This is a genomic window from Bacillus sp. FSL M7-0307 (assembly GCF_038627835.1).
In the GTDB taxonomy this organism is placed as follows: Bacteria; Bacillota; Bacilli; order Bacillales; family Bacillaceae; genus Bacillus; species Bacillus altitudinis.
The window spans coordinates 3,001,942-3,022,206 of record NZ_CP152023.1 but is presented as its reverse complement, the minus strand read 5'-3'; the positions used below and the strand labels follow the sequence as shown (position 1 = coordinate 3,022,206).

Genomic DNA, 20,265 nt, shown 5'->3' with positions numbered 1-20,265 from the left:
TGAAAAGGTGGTTGTTAACATGGTCAAAAGCTTGAATGATACCGTAACACTAAATAACGGAGTAGAAATGCCATGGTTTGGTTTAGGTGTATTCAAAGTGGAGGACGGCAACCAAGTGGTTGATGCCGTAAAAGCAGCCATACGAAACGGTTATCGCAGCATTGATACGGCTGCCGTTTATAAAAACGAGACAGGCGTAGGGAAAGCCATTAAAGAATCTGGCGTCAAAAGAGAAGAATTGTTCATTACGTCAAAAGTATGGAACACAGATCAAGGATATGACAAAGCACTCGCTGCATTCGACGCAAGCTTAAACCGGCTCGGTCTTGATTACTTAGACCTCTATTTGATTCATTGGCCTGGACCAAATGCAGACACGTTTAAAGAGACATGGCGTGCGCTTGAGAAGCTTTATAAAGATGGAAAAGTAAGAGCGATTGGTGTCAGCAATTTCTACGTGCAGCATTTAGAAGAGCTGTTAAAAGATGCGGAGGTTGTTCCAGCGGTGAACCAAGTGGAGTTTCATCCAAAACTGACACTTGTAGAATTACGACAATATGCGAAAGAAAAAGGCATTCAAATTGAAGCATGGTCTCCGCTGATGCAAGGAAAGCTTTTGGATCATGACGTATTAAAGGAAATTGCAGCACAATACAACAAATCTGTGGCTCAAGTGATCTTGCGTTGGGATCTGCAAAGCGGCGTTGTCACCATTCCAAAATCAATCAATGAAGAACGCATTAAACAAAATGCCGACATTTTTGACTTCGAGCTTTCACAAGAAGACATGGAAAAAATCAATGCACTTAATAATAACGAACGTGTCGGGTCTAATCCAGAAACGATGACGGTTGGGTTTGAATAAATAAAAAATCCCCTTAGCGTGTAGACAAACCCTCGCATATTTTGTCAGTGAGTACTGGTGCTTCCTAGACTAGCAAAGGTTTTCTATCACGCTGAAAAAGAAGACAAAGGGCTAAAATCAAGTTCATTTTAGCCCTTTGTCAACAATCTGAATCCCCTTTCTCTTTTTGAGAAGGGGATTTTTTAAGTCCTGCTTCGGCGCACAGCCAACAGCATGAGAAAAGACAGGATCACAATACAAATCGTCCAAGCCCACGCAAGTTCCATTCGTCCAGAATCAATTGCCACATAGATGGCTGTTGGGAGGGTTTGTGTTTTCCCAGGAATGTTGCCGGCGAACATTAAGGTCGCTCCAAATTCTCCTAAGGCCCTTGCAAAACTTAGAACCGCACCAGAGAGAAGAGATGGCAGTGCGAGTGGGACGGTAATATAGGCAAAGACCTGGAAAGAATGCGCACCATCAACTTTTGCAGCACCTTCAATGTCTGACTCAATCGTAGAAAAACCAGCTTTCGCTGATTGATACATGAGCGGGAATGCGACAACCGTCGATGCAATGACCGCTGCCCAATAAGTGAAGATGACAGGCTGATGGAAGATCCATTCAATGGCTTGTCCAATCACACTGTGCTTCCCGAACACGACGAGCAGCAGAAATCCTACGACCGTTGGCGGCAGGACAAGCGGCATCATGAGGAGCGTTTCCACGATCATTTTTCCTTTGAAAGATGTACGCGCCATCCAAAAACCAATGGACGTTCCTAAAACGACAGCCAATAACCCGCTGAAAGCAGCCACTTGTACGGACAGCCAGATAGGTGAAAGAAAATCTTCGGTCAGCATCGGCATTATTTCACTTGAAAGCCGTACTTTTTAAAAATCGCTGCGGCTGGATCTGATTGGAGATATTGAAAAAATGCTTTCGCTTCCTTCATATGTTCAGTCTGTTTGACAATGCCAACTGGATAAATGATGGGGGAATGCATGTCCTGATTTGCCTCATCTACTATCTTTACTTTGCGAGAAACGAGCGCGTCCGTCTTATACACGACACCAGCTTCCACATTTCCTGTTTCGACATAGTTTAATACTTGACGAACATCCTTGCCATAGACAGCGTTCTGTTTCACTTGGACCCATATATTCAGTTTTGTGAAAATCTCTTTTGCATATGTACCAGCAGGAACAGATTCAGGTGTGCCAAGCGCTATCTTTCCTTTTATGTGCTGAACATCGCGGAAGGTTTTGATAGAAGAGGAACCTTCTTTTGGCACGATGAGAACAAGCTCATTTTGTATGGCATCCTTTGTATGATCCTGATCGATGTCGCCAGATTGAACAAGGTCATCAAAAGGCTCTTCAGCTGCTGAGAAGAAGAGATCCGCTTTTGCTCCTTGAGCGATTTGCTGCTTCAATGCACCTGATGACCCGAAATTATTCGTTAGTTTCACGTTTGGATGATCATCTTCATAGGCAGATTCAATCTCTTTCAAAGCATCCTGCAGGCTTGCCGCCGCTGAAATCACAAGTTCTGTCTTTTTGCTTTGATCTGATGACGTCGACTCCGTTTGACACCCAGTCAGGAGCAAACAGATGGTGACGTAGGTTAAGAATAAATATTTCATGATCACACCTCTTTATCATTCAACATCATGTGTATCCTTTATTATAATCAAACTTATTTGACCATTCATAGGTTTTCAGGAAAAGAGAAAAGAAAAAGCCGCCAGAGGGCAGCTTTTAATGCTGATAAAAACGTAGTAAGTTCCCGTTGATCACTTTATCTGATAGAGACAGCTCTTTATTGGCTTTTTCTATATAAGGCTGGCATACTTCATCTTCTTCAACAGGTTGTTTTGTTTTTTGATCATAGCACGTGTTCTTTGTATAAAGATAATCATCTGTAATAAAGTTTCCATTTCTCAGCACAGCGAACGGTGTACGCTCATTGGAGAAAAGGTCATTTCCAAATTGAATGGCATCTTTTGATTCAATGCCGAGTAAATGAAGAAGTGTCGGTTTGACATCCATTTGACCGGCTGTTTCAGAAATGGTTTGAGGGGCCTCGTCTGTCACCCCAGGAATGTAAATCAAAAAAGGGACCCGCTGCAGTTTAACCGCATCAAACGGTGTGATTTCATCCTGCTTCAGCAGCTCTGCCATTGCCTCATGATGTGCTTCTGAAATGCCATAGTGGTCTCCCATCAGGACAAACATTGTATTTTCATATAGTCCTTCTTCTTTCATTCGTTCAAAGAACCTTTTGATGGCTTCATCTTGATAGCGGACGGTGGTCACATAGCGGTTTAAAATGGTGCTAGTCGAATCATATTCATCAATGAACTGATCCTTTGGATCAATTTCAAATGGGAAGTGATTGGTTAAGGTAATAAACGTGCTGTAATAAGGCGCCTTCAGCTTTTTTAAATAATCAATGGATTGGTCAAAAAAGTCGATATCTTTTAAGCCCCAGCCAGTCGAATTCTGTTCATTGACATCAAATGAATCGACATCATAAAAGCGGTCAATCCCAAGAGATTCATACATCACATCACGATTCCAGAACGTTTTATTATTCGCATGAAATTGGACGGATTGATAATTCTCTTTTTTCAATTGCTTGTACAGTGTGTCATATTCGTTGTCACTCGCTGTGAAAAAGACAGCGCCACTGCTAGATGGATAGAGGGAGTTTGCGACGATAAACTCTGAGTCCGACGTTTTGCCTTGCTCTGTCTGCTGATAAAATTCATCGAAATAGAAGCTTTTTTTGGCAAGTTGATTTAAAAATGGGGTGATGTATTGTCCATTCACCTTTTGATTCATGACAAATTGCTGTGTTGATTCAAGTGAAATGAACACGACATTTTTGCCTTTAGCAAGTCCAAAATAGTCTTCATTCGGTGCACTGTAATCAGCTTTTGTGTAGTTTGCCACTGTTGAAAGTGTATCTTCGTCAGCAAAGGCTTTTTGTCCAATACGTGCTGTTTGAGCGGCACCGTCATACAAATGGAATTGAAACAGCCCAAGGTTGCGTACAATGACTTCTCGATCATATGAGCTTGTCAAAAATCGAGGGTGATCCATCATGGCTGAGCTGACATGGAACAATAGAAAACTGCAGCAAACCACATAGTATGTTTTGATCGTCTTAAAAGACGCTTTTGGTGATAACGGTTTCCGTTTTAAGAGCCATGCCAGCACCACAAAATCAATCAGCATGAGTATAAATAGCGGATGAAACAATTCAGTCATACTGCTGCCCATATCTCCCATGTTCTTTGCTTGAAATAAGACAGGAATGGTAATGAAATCAATATAAAAACCGTAAAAGATCGTATTCGATATCAAAATGGCTGTCAAAATAAAATTTGTGGTCAATAAAAAGACCTTTTGTTTCGTTTCATTTAAGAAAAGAGCAATCCCAAACAAAGGGAGCAAAAAGCTAAGTGGATTGATCAAAAGCAGCCACTCGTGAAACAGATTGGCCGTTCGTATATGAAATCCGAATTGATAAATGATGTATGTTTTCATCCACATAAAGAGGATGGAGTACACTAAAAACCAGTGATTTTTGAAAAACGCTTTCATTTATGTAGCTCCTCACCATTCTGTATTCAGCTGCAAGGCAAAAACACTTATCTTAAAACTACTAAAAAAATGAGGAATGATCAATTCATATCCTGCTTTTTTGCAAAACTCTTTTTTCTTTTTCTAAAACGGCAATGGGATGGATATTCCGCAAATGACAGCCATGTAATAGCAGGTGACAATGGTCAGAGCAGCTAGTACGACTTGTTCTCCTGTGCTGCCTGTTTTGACATAAAAGGGGAGACGTACTTTTATGGTTGCGGGGAACAAAAACTTAATACCGTTCACTGTGCCTGCATCAAGGATGAGGTGGCTTGCCATCCCAACTAGTAACCCGGTACTGAGGCTGTCATTTGGAATGTATGTTGTCGCAATAAAATAAATGATCAGCAGAAATAATAAACTATGTGTAAAGGTGCGGTGCCCGAACACACTACTGATCAGTGTGGAAAGCAGCGGGAATTTCCTGCCGATTTTGCTTTTTGTATGACATAGATCTGGGATGAGGGCACCTACTGATCCTGCAGCAGCCATCGTCACTGGTTCGAATCCGTAATAATAGGCGACGGCTGTGGAGGCGGCAATTCCGCCCATAATATGTGTTTTTCCTGTCATGATGCGTACTCCTGTTCTGTTTTTTGTTCAAGTACTCACTATATCAAGGGTGAATCCATTCAGCAAGGCTTATTTCTAAAGAAAAATGGGATAAAATAGTTGGCTGTTTGGAAAAACATTCTATAATAAGAAGGAAGTCATGTTGACACTAACGATAAGGATGCGATTCGGATGAGTAATGCAGACATTTTAAAAGAAATTGTTCTTGTACATTATGAAGTCAGCCGTAAATTAAACCGCAAGTTACTTGAGTTAGAAAAAGACATCACGCCTCCACAGATATATGCTCTTTCTATATTGATACAAGGAAAAGTATCACATGCTGAAGAGCTCAAACAAAGACTCTCTCTCAACCCAGGTGCCGCTTCTATTGCCCTCAATAAATTATGTGAGCAAGGCTACATTCAGAGAGAAAGGGACAAGGACGATCATTCCCTGGTCCGGCTAGAAGCCACGGAAAAAGGGCTGGCTATTTACGAAAAGCATACACGTCTTTTTGGAAAGGTGATTCAGCATATGATGTCAGACTTCACAGAGGAAGACTTAAAAACCTTTCTAACGTATTTGCAAAAAATGAGACAGACCTTTCACGATGAATGAACCGCTCCTCTTTGTATAATGCTGAGCGCTGTAGCACAAATTAAACAGGCAAAGGCATTTTAAGAAAAGGGGGGAAATAGCGATGTCATTTTTCCAAAAGGATAAAAAGGCGAAAAGCGAGAAAGACCATCAGCAGGTAGATCAGCTGTTAGAAGAAGCAAGTAAAGAACTAGCAGGCGATCCGCTTCAGGAAGCTGTCCAAAAGAAGAAAAACAACCATCAATAAGCTGACAGAAAGGCGGAGAATCATTTCTCTGCCTTTTTTCTATGTTTTTCCCTTTGACAGATATGAGAATGTTTGATAACCTTCGTGTAGTAAAAATGAATAGAAATCCTCACGCTATGTCTCAGTGAGGTAGAGGTTGCGCGGATGATGAGTCACTCATGGGAGAGATGGAATCGTTGATCATGAGAAAAAAGGCATCAGCGCCGAAGTGTAGAGAGAGCTCCAACTTTCTTTATGCTGGGTCTGCATTGAACAAATGCAGGACTGCCACGTCTTTGAAGCGTGGAGGGCTATCCGGAGATCAAGGTGTATGTTTTGAAAAGCATGGACTTTTGTTCAGGCTTTTTTTTATGTTCTGATTGCCTAAGAAAAGGGTATGCTGGTAAGAAAGTGACCCAACATGAACATAAAGAATGCAAGTCATTGCTTCACAAATATATCAATGAAGATACTGCCGGGTCTGGTCCAAAGTGAATATAACGGAGGTACGAAAATGGAACAGACAAAAAAATGGGGTTTTTGGTTATTGACGGCTTTTGTCGTCGGAAATATGGTAGGTTCAGGTATCTTTATGCTGCCTAGTACACTTGCCCAGCATGCAAGTCCTTTAGGTGTGACGATGGCATGGCTTGTCACAGGTGGTGGCGTACTGATGATTGCCTTTGTGTTTGGACATTTGTCCATTCATAAACCGCAGCTAACAGCTGGACCACAAAGCTATGCAAGAGCGCTTTTTAAAGATCCGAAAAAAGGAAAAGCAGCCGGTTTTACAATGGTTTGGGGATATTGGGTGGCAAGCTGGATTAGTAATGTCGCCATTATCACAAGCCTAGCCGGTTATTTAACAACCTTTTTCCCAATTTTAACCGTGAAAACGGAGATCTTTACTTTTGGAAAAGAAGCGATCACACTTGGTCAGCTCACAACGTTTATCGTATGTACAATCCTTCTATGGGGGACTCATACGATTTTAATTACAAGCTTAAGCGCAGCAAGTAAGCTGAACTTTATTACGACCTTTTCAAAGGTGCTTGGATTCGTCCTTTTTATTGTCGCAGGCTTATTTGCATTCCAAACAGCATTATTTGAACATTATTACTTCCCTGTTGAAGCAGCAAGTGGTGAAGGAGTGCTCGGACTTGGAGGCCAAATTCATCATGCGGCCATTTCCACACTATGGGCATTTATCGGCATCGAATCTGCTGTCATTTTATCAGGAAGAGCTTCCTCGCAGCGTGATGTCAAACGTGCGACGATTACAGGACTTTTAATTGCACTGTCTATTTATATGATTATTACCTTGATTACAATGGGCGTTCTGCCGCATGATCAATTGCAAGGTTCTGATAAACCATTCGTAGACGTGCTTCAGCTCATTATCGGACCGGCTGGCGGCATTGTCATGGCACTTCTTGCGATCATTTGTTTATTTGGTTCGATGCTTGGCTGGATTTTACTTGGTTCTGAAGTCCCTTATCAAGCAGCAAAAGCTGGCGATTTCCCAGCAGTGTTTGCAAAAACAAACAAAAAAGGCAGTCCTGTTTTTGCTTTGACTGTCACAAATATCATGTCACAGCTGTTTATTTTCTCAGTCATGTCACGTACGATTAATGAAGCCTTTACTTTCTTAACAACATCAGCGACACTTGCGTATCTCATTCCGTATATCGTGTCGTCGATCTACAGCTTTAAGGTCATCATGCAAGGTGACACATATGAGCTCCAAAAAGGAAACCGGACAAGAGACGGGATCATTGCGCTTGTGGCCATGGGGTATTCTGCTTGGGTCATTATTTCGGGCACAGCTGATCTAAAAACATTTGGTCTTGGTATTGGATTGTTCTTAGTTGGCATCTTACTATACCCATTCATGTCCAAAAAATTTGCCAAAGGTACAGTATAAGAAATACGTTTCTCCAGCATTGGAGAAACGTATTTTTTTATGAGGCAGATGTTAATTGATCCACAATAAATTCGAGCTGACCTTCTAGTGACACAGGGTCATTAAAGAAGTAACCGACTGTATCTGTTTCAAATACGCGTTTGTTTTGGACAGCAGGAAGTGATGCCCAGATGCTGCTTTTATACACTTGATCGCCATTACTTTTTGAACCGCTCCATGGGCTTGTGAAAATATAATCACCTGCAAATTCTGGAAGCTTTTCAAGAGAAATGTTTGCATAACCGACACCACTGTCGATGGCTTCTTTTTGGACGGCCTTCGGAGCTTTTAATTTCAGCTCGTCATAAATGATTTCACCACCGCGTGCAAAAGTGTTACCGAAAATGTAAATGCCCTTATCGAATGGTGATACGATCGAAACGGTTTTGTTTCCTACAGCTTTTGTTACTTTTGGTTTCACTTCAGCAATTTTGGCATCCCATTTTGTGATCCAATCCGTTGCTTTTTTTGATGTGCCTGTCATTTTACCGAATTCTTTTAGCTGGTCTTTAAAGGAATATTGATTGTATTGAATGGCAACTGTAGGTGCAATTTTTTTGTATTGATCAAATTTCTCATCTTCTCCCCAAGCAATGATCATATCCGGCTTCAAAGAGGCTACTTTCTCAACAGAGGGAGATTTTCCGAGATTTTTCACTCCATCTGTTTTCCCTTTATAGAAAGGGTTTTTAAAGATGGGCGCAGTGGCAGCAATTGGGGTTTTACCGAGTGTGACGAGATCCCCGTAATAGCTTTCCGCCAGAAGCACAATTCGTTGTGGGTTTTGAGGCAGTTTCACTTCACCCTTTACATCTTGATAGGTGATCGTGTCATTTTTTTTGGCTCCCGATTCTTTATTGGAAGTGCTGCCGCAAGCAGCAGTAAAAATCATAAGGGTCATGAAGGAAATCAAAAGAAGTCCAGTTCGTTTTTTCACAAAAGTTCGCTCCTATTCAATTGTTTATGATAATGATTCTCATTCGCGATTATATCTTAACATGATAGAAGAAAAAATGCATCGGCTATTTTATGACCAAAATGAAAATGGTGAAATTCTCCCGGTTTTTTGATGAAAATAAAGAAATTTATCAGAACAAGGATTTCAAAACGTGAAGAAAGTGATATACTAGACTCCGAGATTGATAATCATTATCACTAATAACGAATAGATATGAACGGAAAGGAAGAGACTGGTTTTGGGCTCACAATCGAATAAACAGCTGTCAGCTAAAGATGATGCGATAGATATTGTGACAAAGCCTTTTGGTACAGCAGCTGTTGTCATCATAGGAATCATTGCTTTAGCATTCGGTCTTTTTTTATCAGTATCGCTAGGAGCGGCAAACATTCATTTACACACGGTATGGGAAGCCGTCTTTCATTTTGACTCACAACAAACCTCACATCAAATCATTAGGGAACTGAGGCTGCCGCGTACAGTTGGTGCCGCACTTGTCGGTGCCTTTTTAGCAGTATCGGGTGCCATCATGCAAGGCATGACAAGAAATGCGCTTGCGTCTCCTGAAATCATGGGTGTGACAAATGGCTCTGCATTTGCGATTGCCATTGCGTTTGCTTTTTTCCCAGGCCAATCTTCTTTTACATTAATTCTTTGGTCATTTTTGGGTGCCGCACTCGGTGCTTCTATTGTATTTGGGGTTGGAACCCTTTCAAAAGGGGGGCTTACTCCTGTAAAACTCGCATTAGCCGGTACGGCTGTTGGCGCACTTTTAAGCTCAATTTCCTCAGCGATTGCCATTCGATTTGACGTCGCGCAAGATATGAGTTTTTGGTACGCAGGCGGTGTGGCTGGGGTAAATTGGAGCAATATTAAGATCATCATTCCAGTTGCGGTTGTAGGACTGATCATCGCTATGGTTCTTGCCCGCTCCATCACGGTTTTAAGCTTGGGCGATGAATTAGCAAAAGGGCTTGGACAATATACACGAACAGTCAAGGTACTTGGCATATTGGTCGTGATCCTTTTAACAGGTGCAGCCGTGTCAGTTGCAGGTTCTATTGGCTTTATCGGGCTTGTGATTCCTCATGTTACGCGTTTCTTGGTCGGCGTTGACTATCGCTGGATTATACCTTGCTCAGCTATTTTAGGGGCTATTTTGCTCATTTATGCAGACATTGCGGCAAGGCTTGTCAATGCGCCGTTTGAAACGCCAGTTGGTGCCATTACAGCCATTATAGGCGTTCCTTTCTTCTTATATTTAGCGAGACGTGAAAGGAGCGGAATTTAAATGGAAATGGTGCAGCAGGAAAAGAAAAAGAAATACAAACGAACGATGGTCATGATCTTTTTAGCCATCGTGGCTGTGTTCCTGATTAGTTTAAATACCGGAGAGATAAGGATTTCTCCGATGGATACATTCAAAACATTTTTTGGACTCGGAAGTGAAATGGATGAGCTTGTATTATTCGAGTTCAGACTTCCAAGGATGGTCATCGCTTTACTTGTTGGCGCTTCTATCGCTGTATCAGGTGCCATTTGGCAAGGTGTTTCTCAAAATGGTTTAGCTGATCCCGGCATTCTAGGTGTAAATGCGGGTGCAGGTTTTGCGGTTGTTTTGTTTATCTTTGCCTTTCAGGGCTCGATGTCGAACTTAGGTGATTTTACGATATTTGTACTGCCGCTTTTCGCTTTCGCAGGTGCAGCCTTTGCTGCATTTCTCATTTATGTGCTAGCGTGGAAAAAGGGCATTACGCCTGTTCGATTGATTTTAACTGGTATTGGGATCAATGCTGCATTTTCGGCAGCAATTGTGGTCATTCAATTAAAGATGAGCCCAAATGATTTTAACCAAGCCATTGTGTGGCTGTCAGGAAGTATTTGGGGCTCAAGCTGGACATATGTCTTATCAGTCGTGCCATGGATGCTGATTTTTCTTGTATTAGCGATGGTGAGGGCACGCTACTTAAATATCATGAATTTGGGTGATCAGATATCTTATGGCTTAGGGATTTCAGTTCATAAAGAAAGAAGTTTTCTCATGCTGATTGCAGTTGCATTAGCCGGTGCAAGTGTCGCAGTTGCAGGGAGTATATCGTTCCTAGGGTTAGCGGCACCACACCTCGCAAGAAAGCTAGTTGGACCGAAACATCAAGGAATGATACCGGCGTCCGCTATGATTGGTGCACTGCTGTTATTACTTGCAGATACACTTGGGCGTGTCATACTTGCTCCATCAGAGGTGCCCGTTGGACTTGTCGTTTCTGCTTTAGGCGCACCTTACTTCATTTACTTATTGATGAAAACGAACTAATGAGGAAGGAGAGTACAACAGATGAAATCACTTGAAACAGAAAAGCTTTGTATTGGCTATCATGACCGTTTGATTGTAGACGATTTAAATATCAGCATCCCAAAAGGCAAGGTGACCACATTAATTGGGCCGAATGGGTGCGGGAAGTCAACGATTTTAAAAACAATGTCTCGTATTATGAAGTCCCATCAAGGTGCTGTTTATTTAAATGGCCAGGCTATCCATCAAACACCAACAAAAGAAATTTCAAAACAAATGGCTATCTTACCGCAGACGCCTGAAGCCCCAAGTGGTCTGACCGTTTATGAGCTTGTGTCATATGGACGTTTCCCACATCAAAATGGATTTGGCCGCTTATCAAATGAGGACAAACGAATCATCAGATGGGCACTTGAGGAGACGGGAATGATTGCATTTCATGACCGGCCAATTGAAGCACTCTCCGGTGGACAGCGTCAGCGGGTATGGATTGCGATGGCACTCGCTCAGGAAACAGAGCTGCTTTTATTAGACGAACCAACGACGTATTTAGATCTTGCTCATCAGCTGGAGATCCTTCAGCTATTAGAACGCTTAAACAGAGAGCAGGGCAGAACGGTACTGATGGTGATTCATGACCTCAATCATGCTGCACGCTTTTCACATTACATGATTGCCCTCAATCAAGGGAAAGTCATTAAAGATGGTACGCCTCATGAAGTCATGACAAAAGAGGTGCTCAGTCAGGTGTTCCACATCGATGCAGAAATTGTTCTTGATCCGAGAACGAATAAGCCGATCTGTTTAACATATGACTTAATGAATCATGAAAGAAAGCTTGAAGCTGTGAACGGATAATAGATGGACAAAAACTCGGTATGTATGACCGGGTTTTTTTTTGCATTTTTTGATATTACCTTGTTATGCCATTTTCTCCAGTCGATCTTTTTTCGCTTTTATGTAGAAAAGAGGTACTTTTTTACTTTGGACAATGGTAATATACGGTTAGAGATCATAGCTAGAAAGGAAAGAGATGCGTGGAAACAGCAAAAATATTGATTGCAGATGACGAAGAAGCAATTGTAAAAATGGTTGAACGCGTATTAAAAAAAGAAGGGTTTCAACATATTTATAAAGCCTATCATGCAGATGAAGCATTAGATATTGTCAAAAACGAGGACATCCACCTCTTACTTCTAGATGTGATGATGCCCGGTAAGTCTGGCTTTGATGTTCTGCCTGACATCAGGAAAATGACGAAGGCACCGATTTTCTATTTAACAGCAAGAACGTCTGATGTAGACAAATTGACTGGATTTGCACAAGGTGCAGACGATTACATCACAAAGCCATTTAATCCGTTAGAGCTAGTAGCTAGAATTAAGGCGCACTTAAACCGAACTTATATCTCCTTACAGGAGGAGCAGGAAGAAGCTCACAGTCAATATGAATATGCTCATTTCTCGTACCATCCTCATGCAGCCGAATTGAAAGTAAGGGGAAAGGTGACGGCTTGCTCAGCGCAGCTTTTGTCCTTGCTGAAGTATTTTTGTGACCATCCGAATGTGGTACTTTCAAAAGATCAAATCTATGAGAAAGTATGGGGTGTTCCGTCATATGGTGACAACAACACCGTCATGGTTCATATCCGAAAGCTGAGAGAAAAAATAGAGTTAGATCCAAGTCAGCCTGAATATATTGTGACGATCCGTGGTATGGGCTATAAGTTCGTTCCACAGCCTGTGAAGGTTCTTCAATAGTTTATGAATTTACGAACAAAACTTTTCTTTCACTTTGTCGGACAAATGTTTATTGTCATCGTTATTCTGACGATCGGACAAACATTCTCTGAAAATCTTTATTTTCAAAAACGCTATGAGAATATGACTGAAACTGGTTTAACGAAGGCAGATGGAGATACACTCATGAGCTGGCTTTATTTTAACGAGGATGGAAAAATGGAAGCCGATGATCAGCTCAAACAAGCAGTGAAAAAACGTGATGGCTGGCTGCAAGTGATTGATTCCAAAAAACACAACGTCTATAGCTATCAACTCCCTAAAAACATTCCAACATCCTATCAAAAGGATGAAATGATCAAGATCTTTGAAAAAAGGCAATTTAAAGATTACAAGATGTACTTTTGGCCAATTGAGATTGATCAAGAAAGCTTTATCGTCTTATATGGATTTAAAACGAACAGCACAAAGGTAGCCAATTATCTCAAGCAGCATGAGAAAAATCTGGCTGCATTGTCTCAATATTCAGTTGAAACAAGAGAATTTTTGAAAAGAATGAATGGATCGGTGCATCTGTTTAATGAAGAAGGAAAATACTTAAAAGGTATCCGAGCCAAAAGTAATTTGAAAAATAACGTAACGGATGTTGAACTGCTCAAGTATCAATCGAAGCCTTGGGAGTTTAGAAGTGACCTGTCTTATATCAGAGTGAATAAAGATCTGTATATGATTGTTTCGGTGCCAAACAAAGTATACAGCCCAGACGAGCTTTATGATAAAGAGACAGAGGCTTTAAACCAATATACAACGCTTTTGATTGCAGGTCTTGCGCTTACGATTATTATCGTTATGACATTATGGTACTCGTATCGCTATGGGCTACCGATCTATCACATTATCCGCTGGCTGATTTTCTTATCAAGAAATAAATTGCAGGAGCCAACAAATAGAAAAGGTATTCCAGTAAGTAAAAATAAAAAGGGCCGTATTAAGCGGGAGTACCGGCTGTTTGAGGATATCCTCAAAACAATGGATCAGCTCACCAATACGTTAAAAGAGAATGAAGCAAACCGAAGAAAAATTCAAACCACAAGGGAAGAATGGATCGCAGGGCTGTCTCATGATCTAAAAACGCCTCTTAGCACGATTTACGGCTATGGATTAATGCTAGAATCAGATCAATACCAATGGTCCAAGGAAGAAGTCATGGAAATGGGACAAGTCATTCGTGAGAAATCAGAATACATGTCGACCTTGATTGAGGATTTAAACCTCACGTATCGATTGAAAAATGGTGCATTGCCTATTAATCGAAAACCTGTTGAGCTTGGTGAATTTTTAGCCTCCATTATGGACGAGTTTTCAAGAAGCACGCTTTCTGAAGATTATATGTCATCCTTTGAAGACCAAACAGAGGGTGTCATGTTTGAGATCGATAAAGCCTGGTTTAGACGAGTCATTGAGAACCTGCTGGCGAACGCAGTGAAGCATAACCAGAAAGGTACTCTTATTCAAGCTGTTCTATCTGAAACAAATGATGAAGTTCGGATCGAAATGAAAGATAACGGACGCGGAATGGCGCAAGAAACGGTGGATCATTTATTTAATCGTTACTATAGAGGGACAAATACGAATGATCCAACAAATGGAACAGGACTAGGACTTGCGATTGCAAAAGAGCTTGTCTTACTGCACGATGGCGATATTCAAGTAGAGAGTGAATTAGGTCAAGGAACAACTATTGCGATTATCCTAAAGAAAACACCATCTGTAAAATAGCCAAAAAACGATTTTCTTTTCTAAAGGAAATCGTTTTTTCTTGTTTTAGGATTGAAAACGATTTTGTAAACGATTACAATAAAATTGTTAACGTGAACAAATTTATTTTCATCATTATAAGAGATGGGGGAGTTTGATGAAAGCCTTTTTAGATGAGCAGTTTTTATTAAACAGTCAAACGGCGGAAAAGCTATACCATGAGTTTGCAAAGAACCTTCCGATTATTGATTACCATTGTCATTTAAGTCCAAAAGAAATCTATGAAAATAAAACGTTCCAAAATATAACTGAAGCATGGCTTTACGGAGATCATTACAAATGGCGCGCCATGAGAGCAAATGGGATACCTGAAACACATATCACAGGAGATGCCTCAGATTATGAGAAATTTTTAGCATGGGCGAAAACCGTTCCGATGACGATTGGAAATCCTCTCTATCACTGGACCCATCTAGAGCTAAGACGATATTTTGATGTCGAAGAACTTTTGAGTGAAGAAAGCGCAGACATCATCTGGAAAAAAGTAAATGAAAAGTTGCAAGGAGACGGATTTGGGGCGAGAGATTTCATTGTGAAATCAAATGTTGAAACGGTTGTGACGACAGACGATCCGGTTGATTCGTTGATTTATCACCAACAACTGCGGGAAGAAGGCTTTTCTGTGCAAGTACTGCCAGGGTTTCGGCCAGATAAGGCATTAGATATCACAAATGACTTGTTTATCGAGTATGTTCATCAGCTGGCGGAGGTTTCATCTATCAAGATCGAATCCTATCAAGACTTCATAAAAGCACTTCATATGCGAATCGATTTCTTTCATGAACAGGGCTGTTTGATTTCAGATCATGCCATCAATGAAATGACGTACGAAGACACGACGGAAGAAGAAGCTGCGATCATTTTTCATAAAAGGATGTCTGGGCATCCATTGACGGGAAAGGAGAAGGTTCAATTTAAAACGCACACATTCATTGAACTAGGTCGGGCATATGCTCAGCGTGGATGGGCGTTGCAGCTTCATATCAATGCGCTCAGAAACAACAATTCGAAAATGTTTGAGCGGCTTGGACCAGATACCGGATATGATGCAATGAATGATGAAGACATTGCAAAACCTCTTTGCCGCGTATTAGATCGGTTAGAACAAGCACATGCATTGCCAAAAACCATCCTCTATTCCTTGAATCCAAGGGACAATGTGGTAATTTCAACGATAGCTGGAAGTTTTCAAGATGGAAAGACCCCTGGGAAAATGCAGCATGGAACAGCCTGGTGGTTTAATGATACAAAGCAGGGAATGACAGAGCAGATGATGGCACTCTCCAGTATCGGACTGATCAGCCGATTTATTGGGATGCTGACAGATTCACGAAGCTTCCTGTCTTACACAAGACATGAATATTTCCGTAGACTGCTATGTGACATCATTGGAGATTGGGTGGAAAAAGGAGAAGCGCCTAATGATCTCAATTTGCTAGGGGGAATGGTAAAAGGAATCAGCTATGAAAATGCAAAGCAGTATTTTCAATTTGAACGGGCAAATGAGCTACCGCATAAAAGCAAGATGATATGAACAAAAAGCAAGAATATGAAAGCGTTTTTATGATAAGATGATAAAAAATCATAAAAGGCGGAATAGCATGACAGTCACAATCAAAGATATAGCAAAATTGGCAAACGTTTCTCATACCACAGTATCAAGGGCTTTGAATAACAGTCCTTTTATTAAAGAGAAAACAAAACAAAACATCTTGTCGATTGCAAAACAGCTGAATTACTCACCGAATGTCCATGCCAGAGGCCTTGTCTCGCAAAAATCATTTACAATTGGTCTGTTTTTTACGAGTTTAACAGAAGGCACATCCTCAAGTTTCTTTGTTGATGCGTTAAAAGGCGTCAACAGTGTGATAACAGAAAACTATCATTTGGTTGTAAGAGGAATTGACGATTTTCACGATTACACAACCATTCATAAACAGCGGTATGATGGTATTTTGCTCATGAGCCAAAGCGAGCATGATGAAGCGTTTATCCATCATGTGAAAAAGCAGGGCATTCCCATTATTGTACTGAATCGCCGTGTAGAAGAAAGTAATCAAGTGATGAATATATTAGCGGATGATGGTGAAGGGGCATACCAAGCTGCACACTATTTCATTCAGCAGGGGCATAAACAAATTGCCATTATTGAAGGGAAACAGGGATTTAAATCCACACAAGAAAGAAAAGCTGGTTTTCTGCAAGCACTCATTGACCATCATGTACCCATGAAGAAAGAATACATTATCACAGGCGACTATCATATGAAGAGCGGCTATGAATCAATGGAAGCCTTACTCACTCTTGATGATCCGCCAACTGCCCTTTTTTGCTCAAACGATGACATGGCGATTGGTGCGATGAATGCATTGTTTGCAAAAGGTAAAAGGTGTCCTGATGATCTCTCTATTATCGGTTTTGATGATATTTCATTTTCATCTTATACAACGCCTGCCCTCACAACAGTCAAAAAGCCAATTGAAAAAATGTGTGCGCTTGGAGCAGAAGCTATCCTTTCAGTCATAAACGGTGAAAAGCAAGAAGACGATCATCTGGAAAAAGTGTATGTCCACACAGAGCTGATGATTAGAGATTCAGTCAAAAAGGTGCAGTAATCAGCATCTTTTAAATGAAAATGTTCACGTGTGCAAAAAATGCGGGGAGGAAAAGCGTTTGAGACGATTATCCAAAGATGTGTACCCAGTGGCTGAATATCCTGAAACCATTCTACAAATTGGCGAAGGGAACTTTATGCGAGGATTTATGAATTGGCAGATCCAGAAGCTAAACGACTGTACAGATTTTAAAGGAAGAGCAGTGGTTGTTCCTCCTCGAAAAGGATCAGTGACCGCTCTAAATGAACAAGATGGTTTGTACACTTTATGTATTCAAGGGTTTCATGACCAAAAAGAAATGAACGAACGGATCGTCATTCAATCCATCAGCAGGGGAATCAGCACATATACAGATTATGAAGCCTTTTTACATGTAGGGGAAAGTCCTGATGTGCGCTTTGTCTTTTCTAATACAACAGAGGCAGGACTTGTGTTAAGAAAAGAGGACCGATTAGAAGATCGGCCGCAAGCAAGTTTTCCAGGAAAGCTGACAGCCTTCTTGTATCACCGCTTTAAAGCTTTTTCTGGAGATGAGAAAAAGGGCTTGATCATTTTACCTTGTGAATTGATTGAACAAAACGGTGATCGATTAAGAGAATATGTGATCACAATGGCAGCTGAGTGGAATCTTCCGCCTGATTTTGTGGCTTGGGTCAAGGAAGCCAACACGTTCTGTAATACGTTAGTTGATCGAATTGTCCCAGGATTTTCTCAGGAAGCAGCGGAGACTGTTCAAAAAGAAGAGGGGTATATCGATGAATTGCTTGTCACAGCAGAATATTATCACCTGTTTGTCATTGAAGCACCTGCGTTTGTTCAAAAAGAGCTTCCTTTTCAAGAAGCAGGGTTAAACGTACTTTTTGTGGAAGATATCGCTCCCTATCGTATGAGCAAGGTTCGCATTTTAAACGGTGCGCATACAGCGATGGTGCCGATTGCATATTCATGTGGCTTGGATACTGTCAAAAAAGCGGTGGATGATGAGCATGTTGGTGTGTTCATTCGCCGCATGCTTGAGGAGGAAGTGCTGCCAGGTTTGCCACTTCCTGAAGAAGAGCTTCTTCTTTATACACAATCCGTGTGGGATCGATTCTGCAACCCTTTTGTCAAACATCAATTACTCGATATTGCCTTAAATGGTGTATCTAAATTTCGGGCGCGTATTCTCCCGTCTCTTCTAGATTATATAGAGCTAAAAAAACAGTTGCCTACGAAGCTTATGTTCTCACTGAGCAGTTTGATTTATTTTTATCAAGTCCATGCAGATCAGATAAAGGATGATGAGTCTGTGATGACATTCATGAAGGAAGCATGGGAGGAAGTGGACCATTCCTATGAATTAATGGTCGATCAACTTCTTTCAAACGAAGTTTTATGGGGGATGGATTTGACGAGGATAGCAGGGCTGAGGGATGCAGTAGCCGAGCAGCTCACCTTCATACATGAAAATGGCATGAGAGCTGCTGTTCACCAAATTCTTCAATATGAAAGTCAGGGGGAGAAGGCATGAGAGACTTTGTTGTGATTCATCCTTCAGATAATGTTGGTATCGCTTTAAAAGTGCTTGAGCAAGGCGAAGAGCTTCAGCACCAAGGTCATACAATCATTTTAAAAGAAACCGTTCCTAAAGGTCATAAATTTGCATTGGCTGAGATCAAAGAAAAAGAGAATATCATCAAATATGGCTACCCCATTGGTCATGCATCCACTGCGATTTCGACTGGAGAATGGGTGCATACGCACAATATCAAAACGAATCTATCAGGTAAGCTCGATTACGAATACCGACCTTCTTTAACAGAAAACCCCTATGAAAAAACGAATCTGACATTCAAAGGGTATAAACGAAAAAATGGTGCAAGTGGTATACGAAATGAGCTTTGGATTGTCCCAACAGTTGGGTGTGTCAATGGCATTGCCGATCAAATCATTCAAATATTTACCGCTGAAATGGGGGGAAGCATCCATCCTTTTGAAACGGCTCTCGTATTAAAGCACAATTATGGGTGCTCACAGCTTGGGGATGATCATGAAAACACAAAAACCATTCTTCAAAATGCCGTAAAGCACCCAAATGCTGGAGGGGTTCTCGTTCTAGGTCTTGGCTGTGAAAACAATGACATTGAGGATTTTCAGGCAACATTAGGGGAGTATGACCAGGCGAGGGTGAAATTTTTAAGAAGCCAAGAAGTAGGGGATGAGATTGAGACGGGTGTCGCTTTGCTCAAGGAAATTTATGACGCAGCGAAAGAAGATCAGCGTGAAGATATTCCGTTATCTGAGCTGAAAATTGGCTTGAAATGCGGAGGATCAGATGGGTTTTCAGGCATTACCGCAAATCCACTTTTAGGCAGACTGTCCGATTTTATTGTGGCTCAAGGAGGGACCACCGTCTTAACAGAAGTACCGGAAATGTTCGGGGCTGAAACGATCTTAATGGAGAGAGCGGAATCAAAAGCGACATTCGACAATATTGTGCAGATGATCAATGATTTTAAACAATACTTTATGGATCATCGACAGCCAGTATATGAAAATCCTTCCCCGGGAAATAAAGCAGGAGGAATTTCGACATTAGAAGATAAATCTCTCGGCTGCACACAAAAAGCGGGTACTTCCGTTATAAAGGATGTTTTAACATACGGGGAGCTGCTAAAACGAAAAGGATTGAATTTATTAAGTGCGCCTGGGAATGATTTGGTTGCTTCATCTGCTCTCGCAGCGTCTGGCTGTCAGCTCGTCCTCTTTACAACAGGCAGAGGCACACCGTTTGGCACATTTGTTCCAACGATGAAGGTATCGACCAATACCGCTTTATATGAAACAAAAAAACATTGGATCGACTTTAATGCGGGGGAATTGCTTGAAGATGTACCAGAAGATGTGGTGCTAGAGAAATTCATTGCCACGGTGATTGATGTGGCGAGTGGAAAGCTGTTAAATCATGAAAAAAACAATTTTAGAGAGTTGGCTATTTTTAAAACAGGTGTGACACTTTAAGGCG

At 41.2% G+C, this 20,265-nt stretch carries 18 protein-coding genes and 1 riboswitch; of the genes, 13 read left to right on the top strand and 5 right to left on the bottom strand.

The genetic code is table 11. The annotated features are described in order from the left end of the window. Positions 1-19 precede the first annotated feature (19 nt). Positions 20-865 carry an aldo/keto reductase gene (locus MHI41_RS15560; RefSeq protein WP_017359243.1) on the top strand — a complete coding sequence of 282 codons (846 nt, stop codon included), beginning with the start codon at positions 20-22 and terminating at the stop codon, positions 863-865. A gap of 182 nt (positions 866-1,047) precedes the next feature. Here MHI41_RS15560 and modB read toward each other — a convergent pair whose 3' ends face one another. The 4 genes from modB to MHI41_RS15540 form a co-directional block, all read right to left on the bottom strand. Next, the gene (gene modB, locus MHI41_RS15555; RefSeq protein WP_008347121.1) at positions 1,048-1,713 is read right to left on the bottom strand and encodes a molybdate ABC transporter permease subunit; all 666 of its coding nucleotides are present in this window, start codon (positions 1,711-1,713) and stop codon (positions 1,048-1,050) included. Then, a complete protein-coding gene (gene modA / locus MHI41_RS15550) occupies positions 1,713-2,489 on the bottom strand; it encodes a molybdate ABC transporter substrate-binding protein (RefSeq protein WP_035701372.1) in 777 nt (258 codons plus the stop codon). The genes modB and modA overlap by 1 nt, the downstream gene beginning before the upstream one ends. A 115-nt stretch (positions 2,490-2,604) precedes the next feature. Continuing rightward, positions 2,605-4,455, bottom strand: coding sequence for an LTA synthase family protein (locus tag MHI41_RS15545; RefSeq protein ID WP_025207970.1), 1,851 nt, complete (start codon positions 4,453-4,455; stop codon positions 2,605-2,607). 123 nt (positions 4,456-4,578) lie between these two features. Beyond that, on the bottom strand, positions 4,579-5,070 hold the full coding sequence (locus MHI41_RS15540) for a metal-dependent hydrolase (protein WP_007500253.1): 492 nt from the start codon (positions 5,068-5,070) through the stop codon (positions 4,579-4,581). Between the two features lie 171 nt (positions 5,071-5,241). On the opposite strand from MHI41_RS15540, the gene MHI41_RS15535 reads away from it, so the two are divergent. The 3 genes from MHI41_RS15535 to MHI41_RS15525 all read left to right on the top strand — a co-directional run bounded on the left by MHI41_RS15535 (position 5,242) and on the right by MHI41_RS15525 (position 7,799). After that, positions 5,242-5,670: a MarR family transcriptional regulator gene (locus tag MHI41_RS15535; RefSeq protein WP_007500254.1), complete on the top strand. Its 429-nt coding sequence runs from the start codon at positions 5,242-5,244 to the stop codon at positions 5,668-5,670. Positions 5,671-5,752: 82 nt separating this feature from the next. Then, on the top strand, positions 5,753-5,896 hold the full coding sequence (sspJ, locus tag MHI41_RS15530) for a small acid-soluble spore protein SspJ (RefSeq protein ID WP_008347117.1): 144 nt from the start codon (positions 5,753-5,755) through the stop codon (positions 5,894-5,896). 122 nt (positions 5,897-6,018) lie between these two features. Continuing rightward, a riboswitch (Lysine riboswitch) is annotated at positions 6,019-6,197 on the top strand. Positions 6,198-6,389: 192 nt separating this feature from the next. Further along, on the top strand, positions 6,390-7,799 hold the full coding sequence (locus MHI41_RS15525) for an amino acid permease (RefSeq protein WP_035701368.1): 1,410 nt from the start codon (positions 6,390-6,392) through the stop codon (positions 7,797-7,799). A gap of 37 nt (positions 7,800-7,836) precedes the next feature. Here MHI41_RS15525 and MHI41_RS15520 read toward each other — a convergent pair whose 3' ends face one another. Further along, positions 7,837-8,775, bottom strand: coding sequence for an ABC transporter substrate-binding protein (locus tag MHI41_RS15520; RefSeq protein WP_242731061.1), 939 nt, complete (start codon positions 8,773-8,775; stop codon positions 7,837-7,839). Between the two features lie 259 nt (positions 8,776-9,034). Between MHI41_RS15520 and MHI41_RS15515 the strand changes: the two genes are divergently transcribed. From MHI41_RS15515 to MHI41_RS15475, 9 genes are all read left to right on the top strand, one after another. After that, positions 9,035-10,087 (top strand): iron ABC transporter permease, encoded by a 1,053-nt coding sequence (locus tag MHI41_RS15515; protein WP_017368049.1) that lies wholly within the window; start codon positions 9,035-9,037, stop codon positions 10,085-10,087. Continuing rightward, positions 10,088-11,110: an iron ABC transporter permease gene (locus MHI41_RS15510; protein ID WP_113746992.1), complete on the top strand. Its 1,023-nt coding sequence runs from the start codon at positions 10,088-10,090 to the stop codon at positions 11,108-11,110. Positions 11,111-11,131: 21 nt separating this feature from the next. Beyond that, positions 11,132-11,947 carry an ABC transporter ATP-binding protein gene (locus tag MHI41_RS15505; RefSeq protein ID WP_017368048.1) on the top strand — a complete coding sequence of 272 codons (816 nt, stop codon included), beginning with the start codon at positions 11,132-11,134 and terminating at the stop codon, positions 11,945-11,947. A 179-nt stretch (positions 11,948-12,126) separates the two neighbouring features. Next, complete coding sequence (locus MHI41_RS15500) at positions 12,127-12,849, top strand: response regulator transcription factor (protein ID WP_057079089.1); 723 nt, start codon at positions 12,127-12,129, stop codon at positions 12,847-12,849. Between the two features lie 3 nt (positions 12,850-12,852). Further along, positions 12,853-14,607, top strand: coding sequence for a HAMP domain-containing sensor histidine kinase (locus tag MHI41_RS15495; RefSeq protein WP_113746993.1), 1,755 nt, complete (start codon positions 12,853-12,855; stop codon positions 14,605-14,607). Between the two features lie 136 nt (positions 14,608-14,743). Continuing rightward, positions 14,744-16,180: a glucuronate isomerase gene (uxaC, locus tag MHI41_RS15490; RefSeq protein WP_342494298.1), complete on the top strand. Its 1,437-nt coding sequence runs from the start codon at positions 14,744-14,746 to the stop codon at positions 16,178-16,180. A 67-nt stretch (positions 16,181-16,247) separates the two neighbouring features. Next, positions 16,248-17,261 (top strand): LacI family DNA-binding transcriptional regulator, encoded by a 1,014-nt coding sequence (locus MHI41_RS15485; protein ID WP_342494297.1) that lies wholly within the window; start codon positions 16,248-16,250, stop codon positions 17,259-17,261. 58 nt (positions 17,262-17,319) lie between these two features. Further along, the gene (locus MHI41_RS15480; RefSeq protein ID WP_065461059.1) at positions 17,320-18,771 is read left to right on the top strand and encodes a tagaturonate reductase; all 1,452 of its coding nucleotides are present in this window, start codon (positions 17,320-17,322) and stop codon (positions 18,769-18,771) included. Further along, complete coding sequence (locus MHI41_RS15475) at positions 18,768-20,261, top strand: altronate dehydratase family protein (protein ID WP_212338650.1); 1,494 nt, start codon at positions 18,768-18,770, stop codon at positions 20,259-20,261. The genes MHI41_RS15480 and MHI41_RS15475 overlap by 4 nt, the downstream gene beginning before the upstream one ends. The last annotated feature ends 4 nt before the right edge of the window (positions 20,262-20,265 follow it).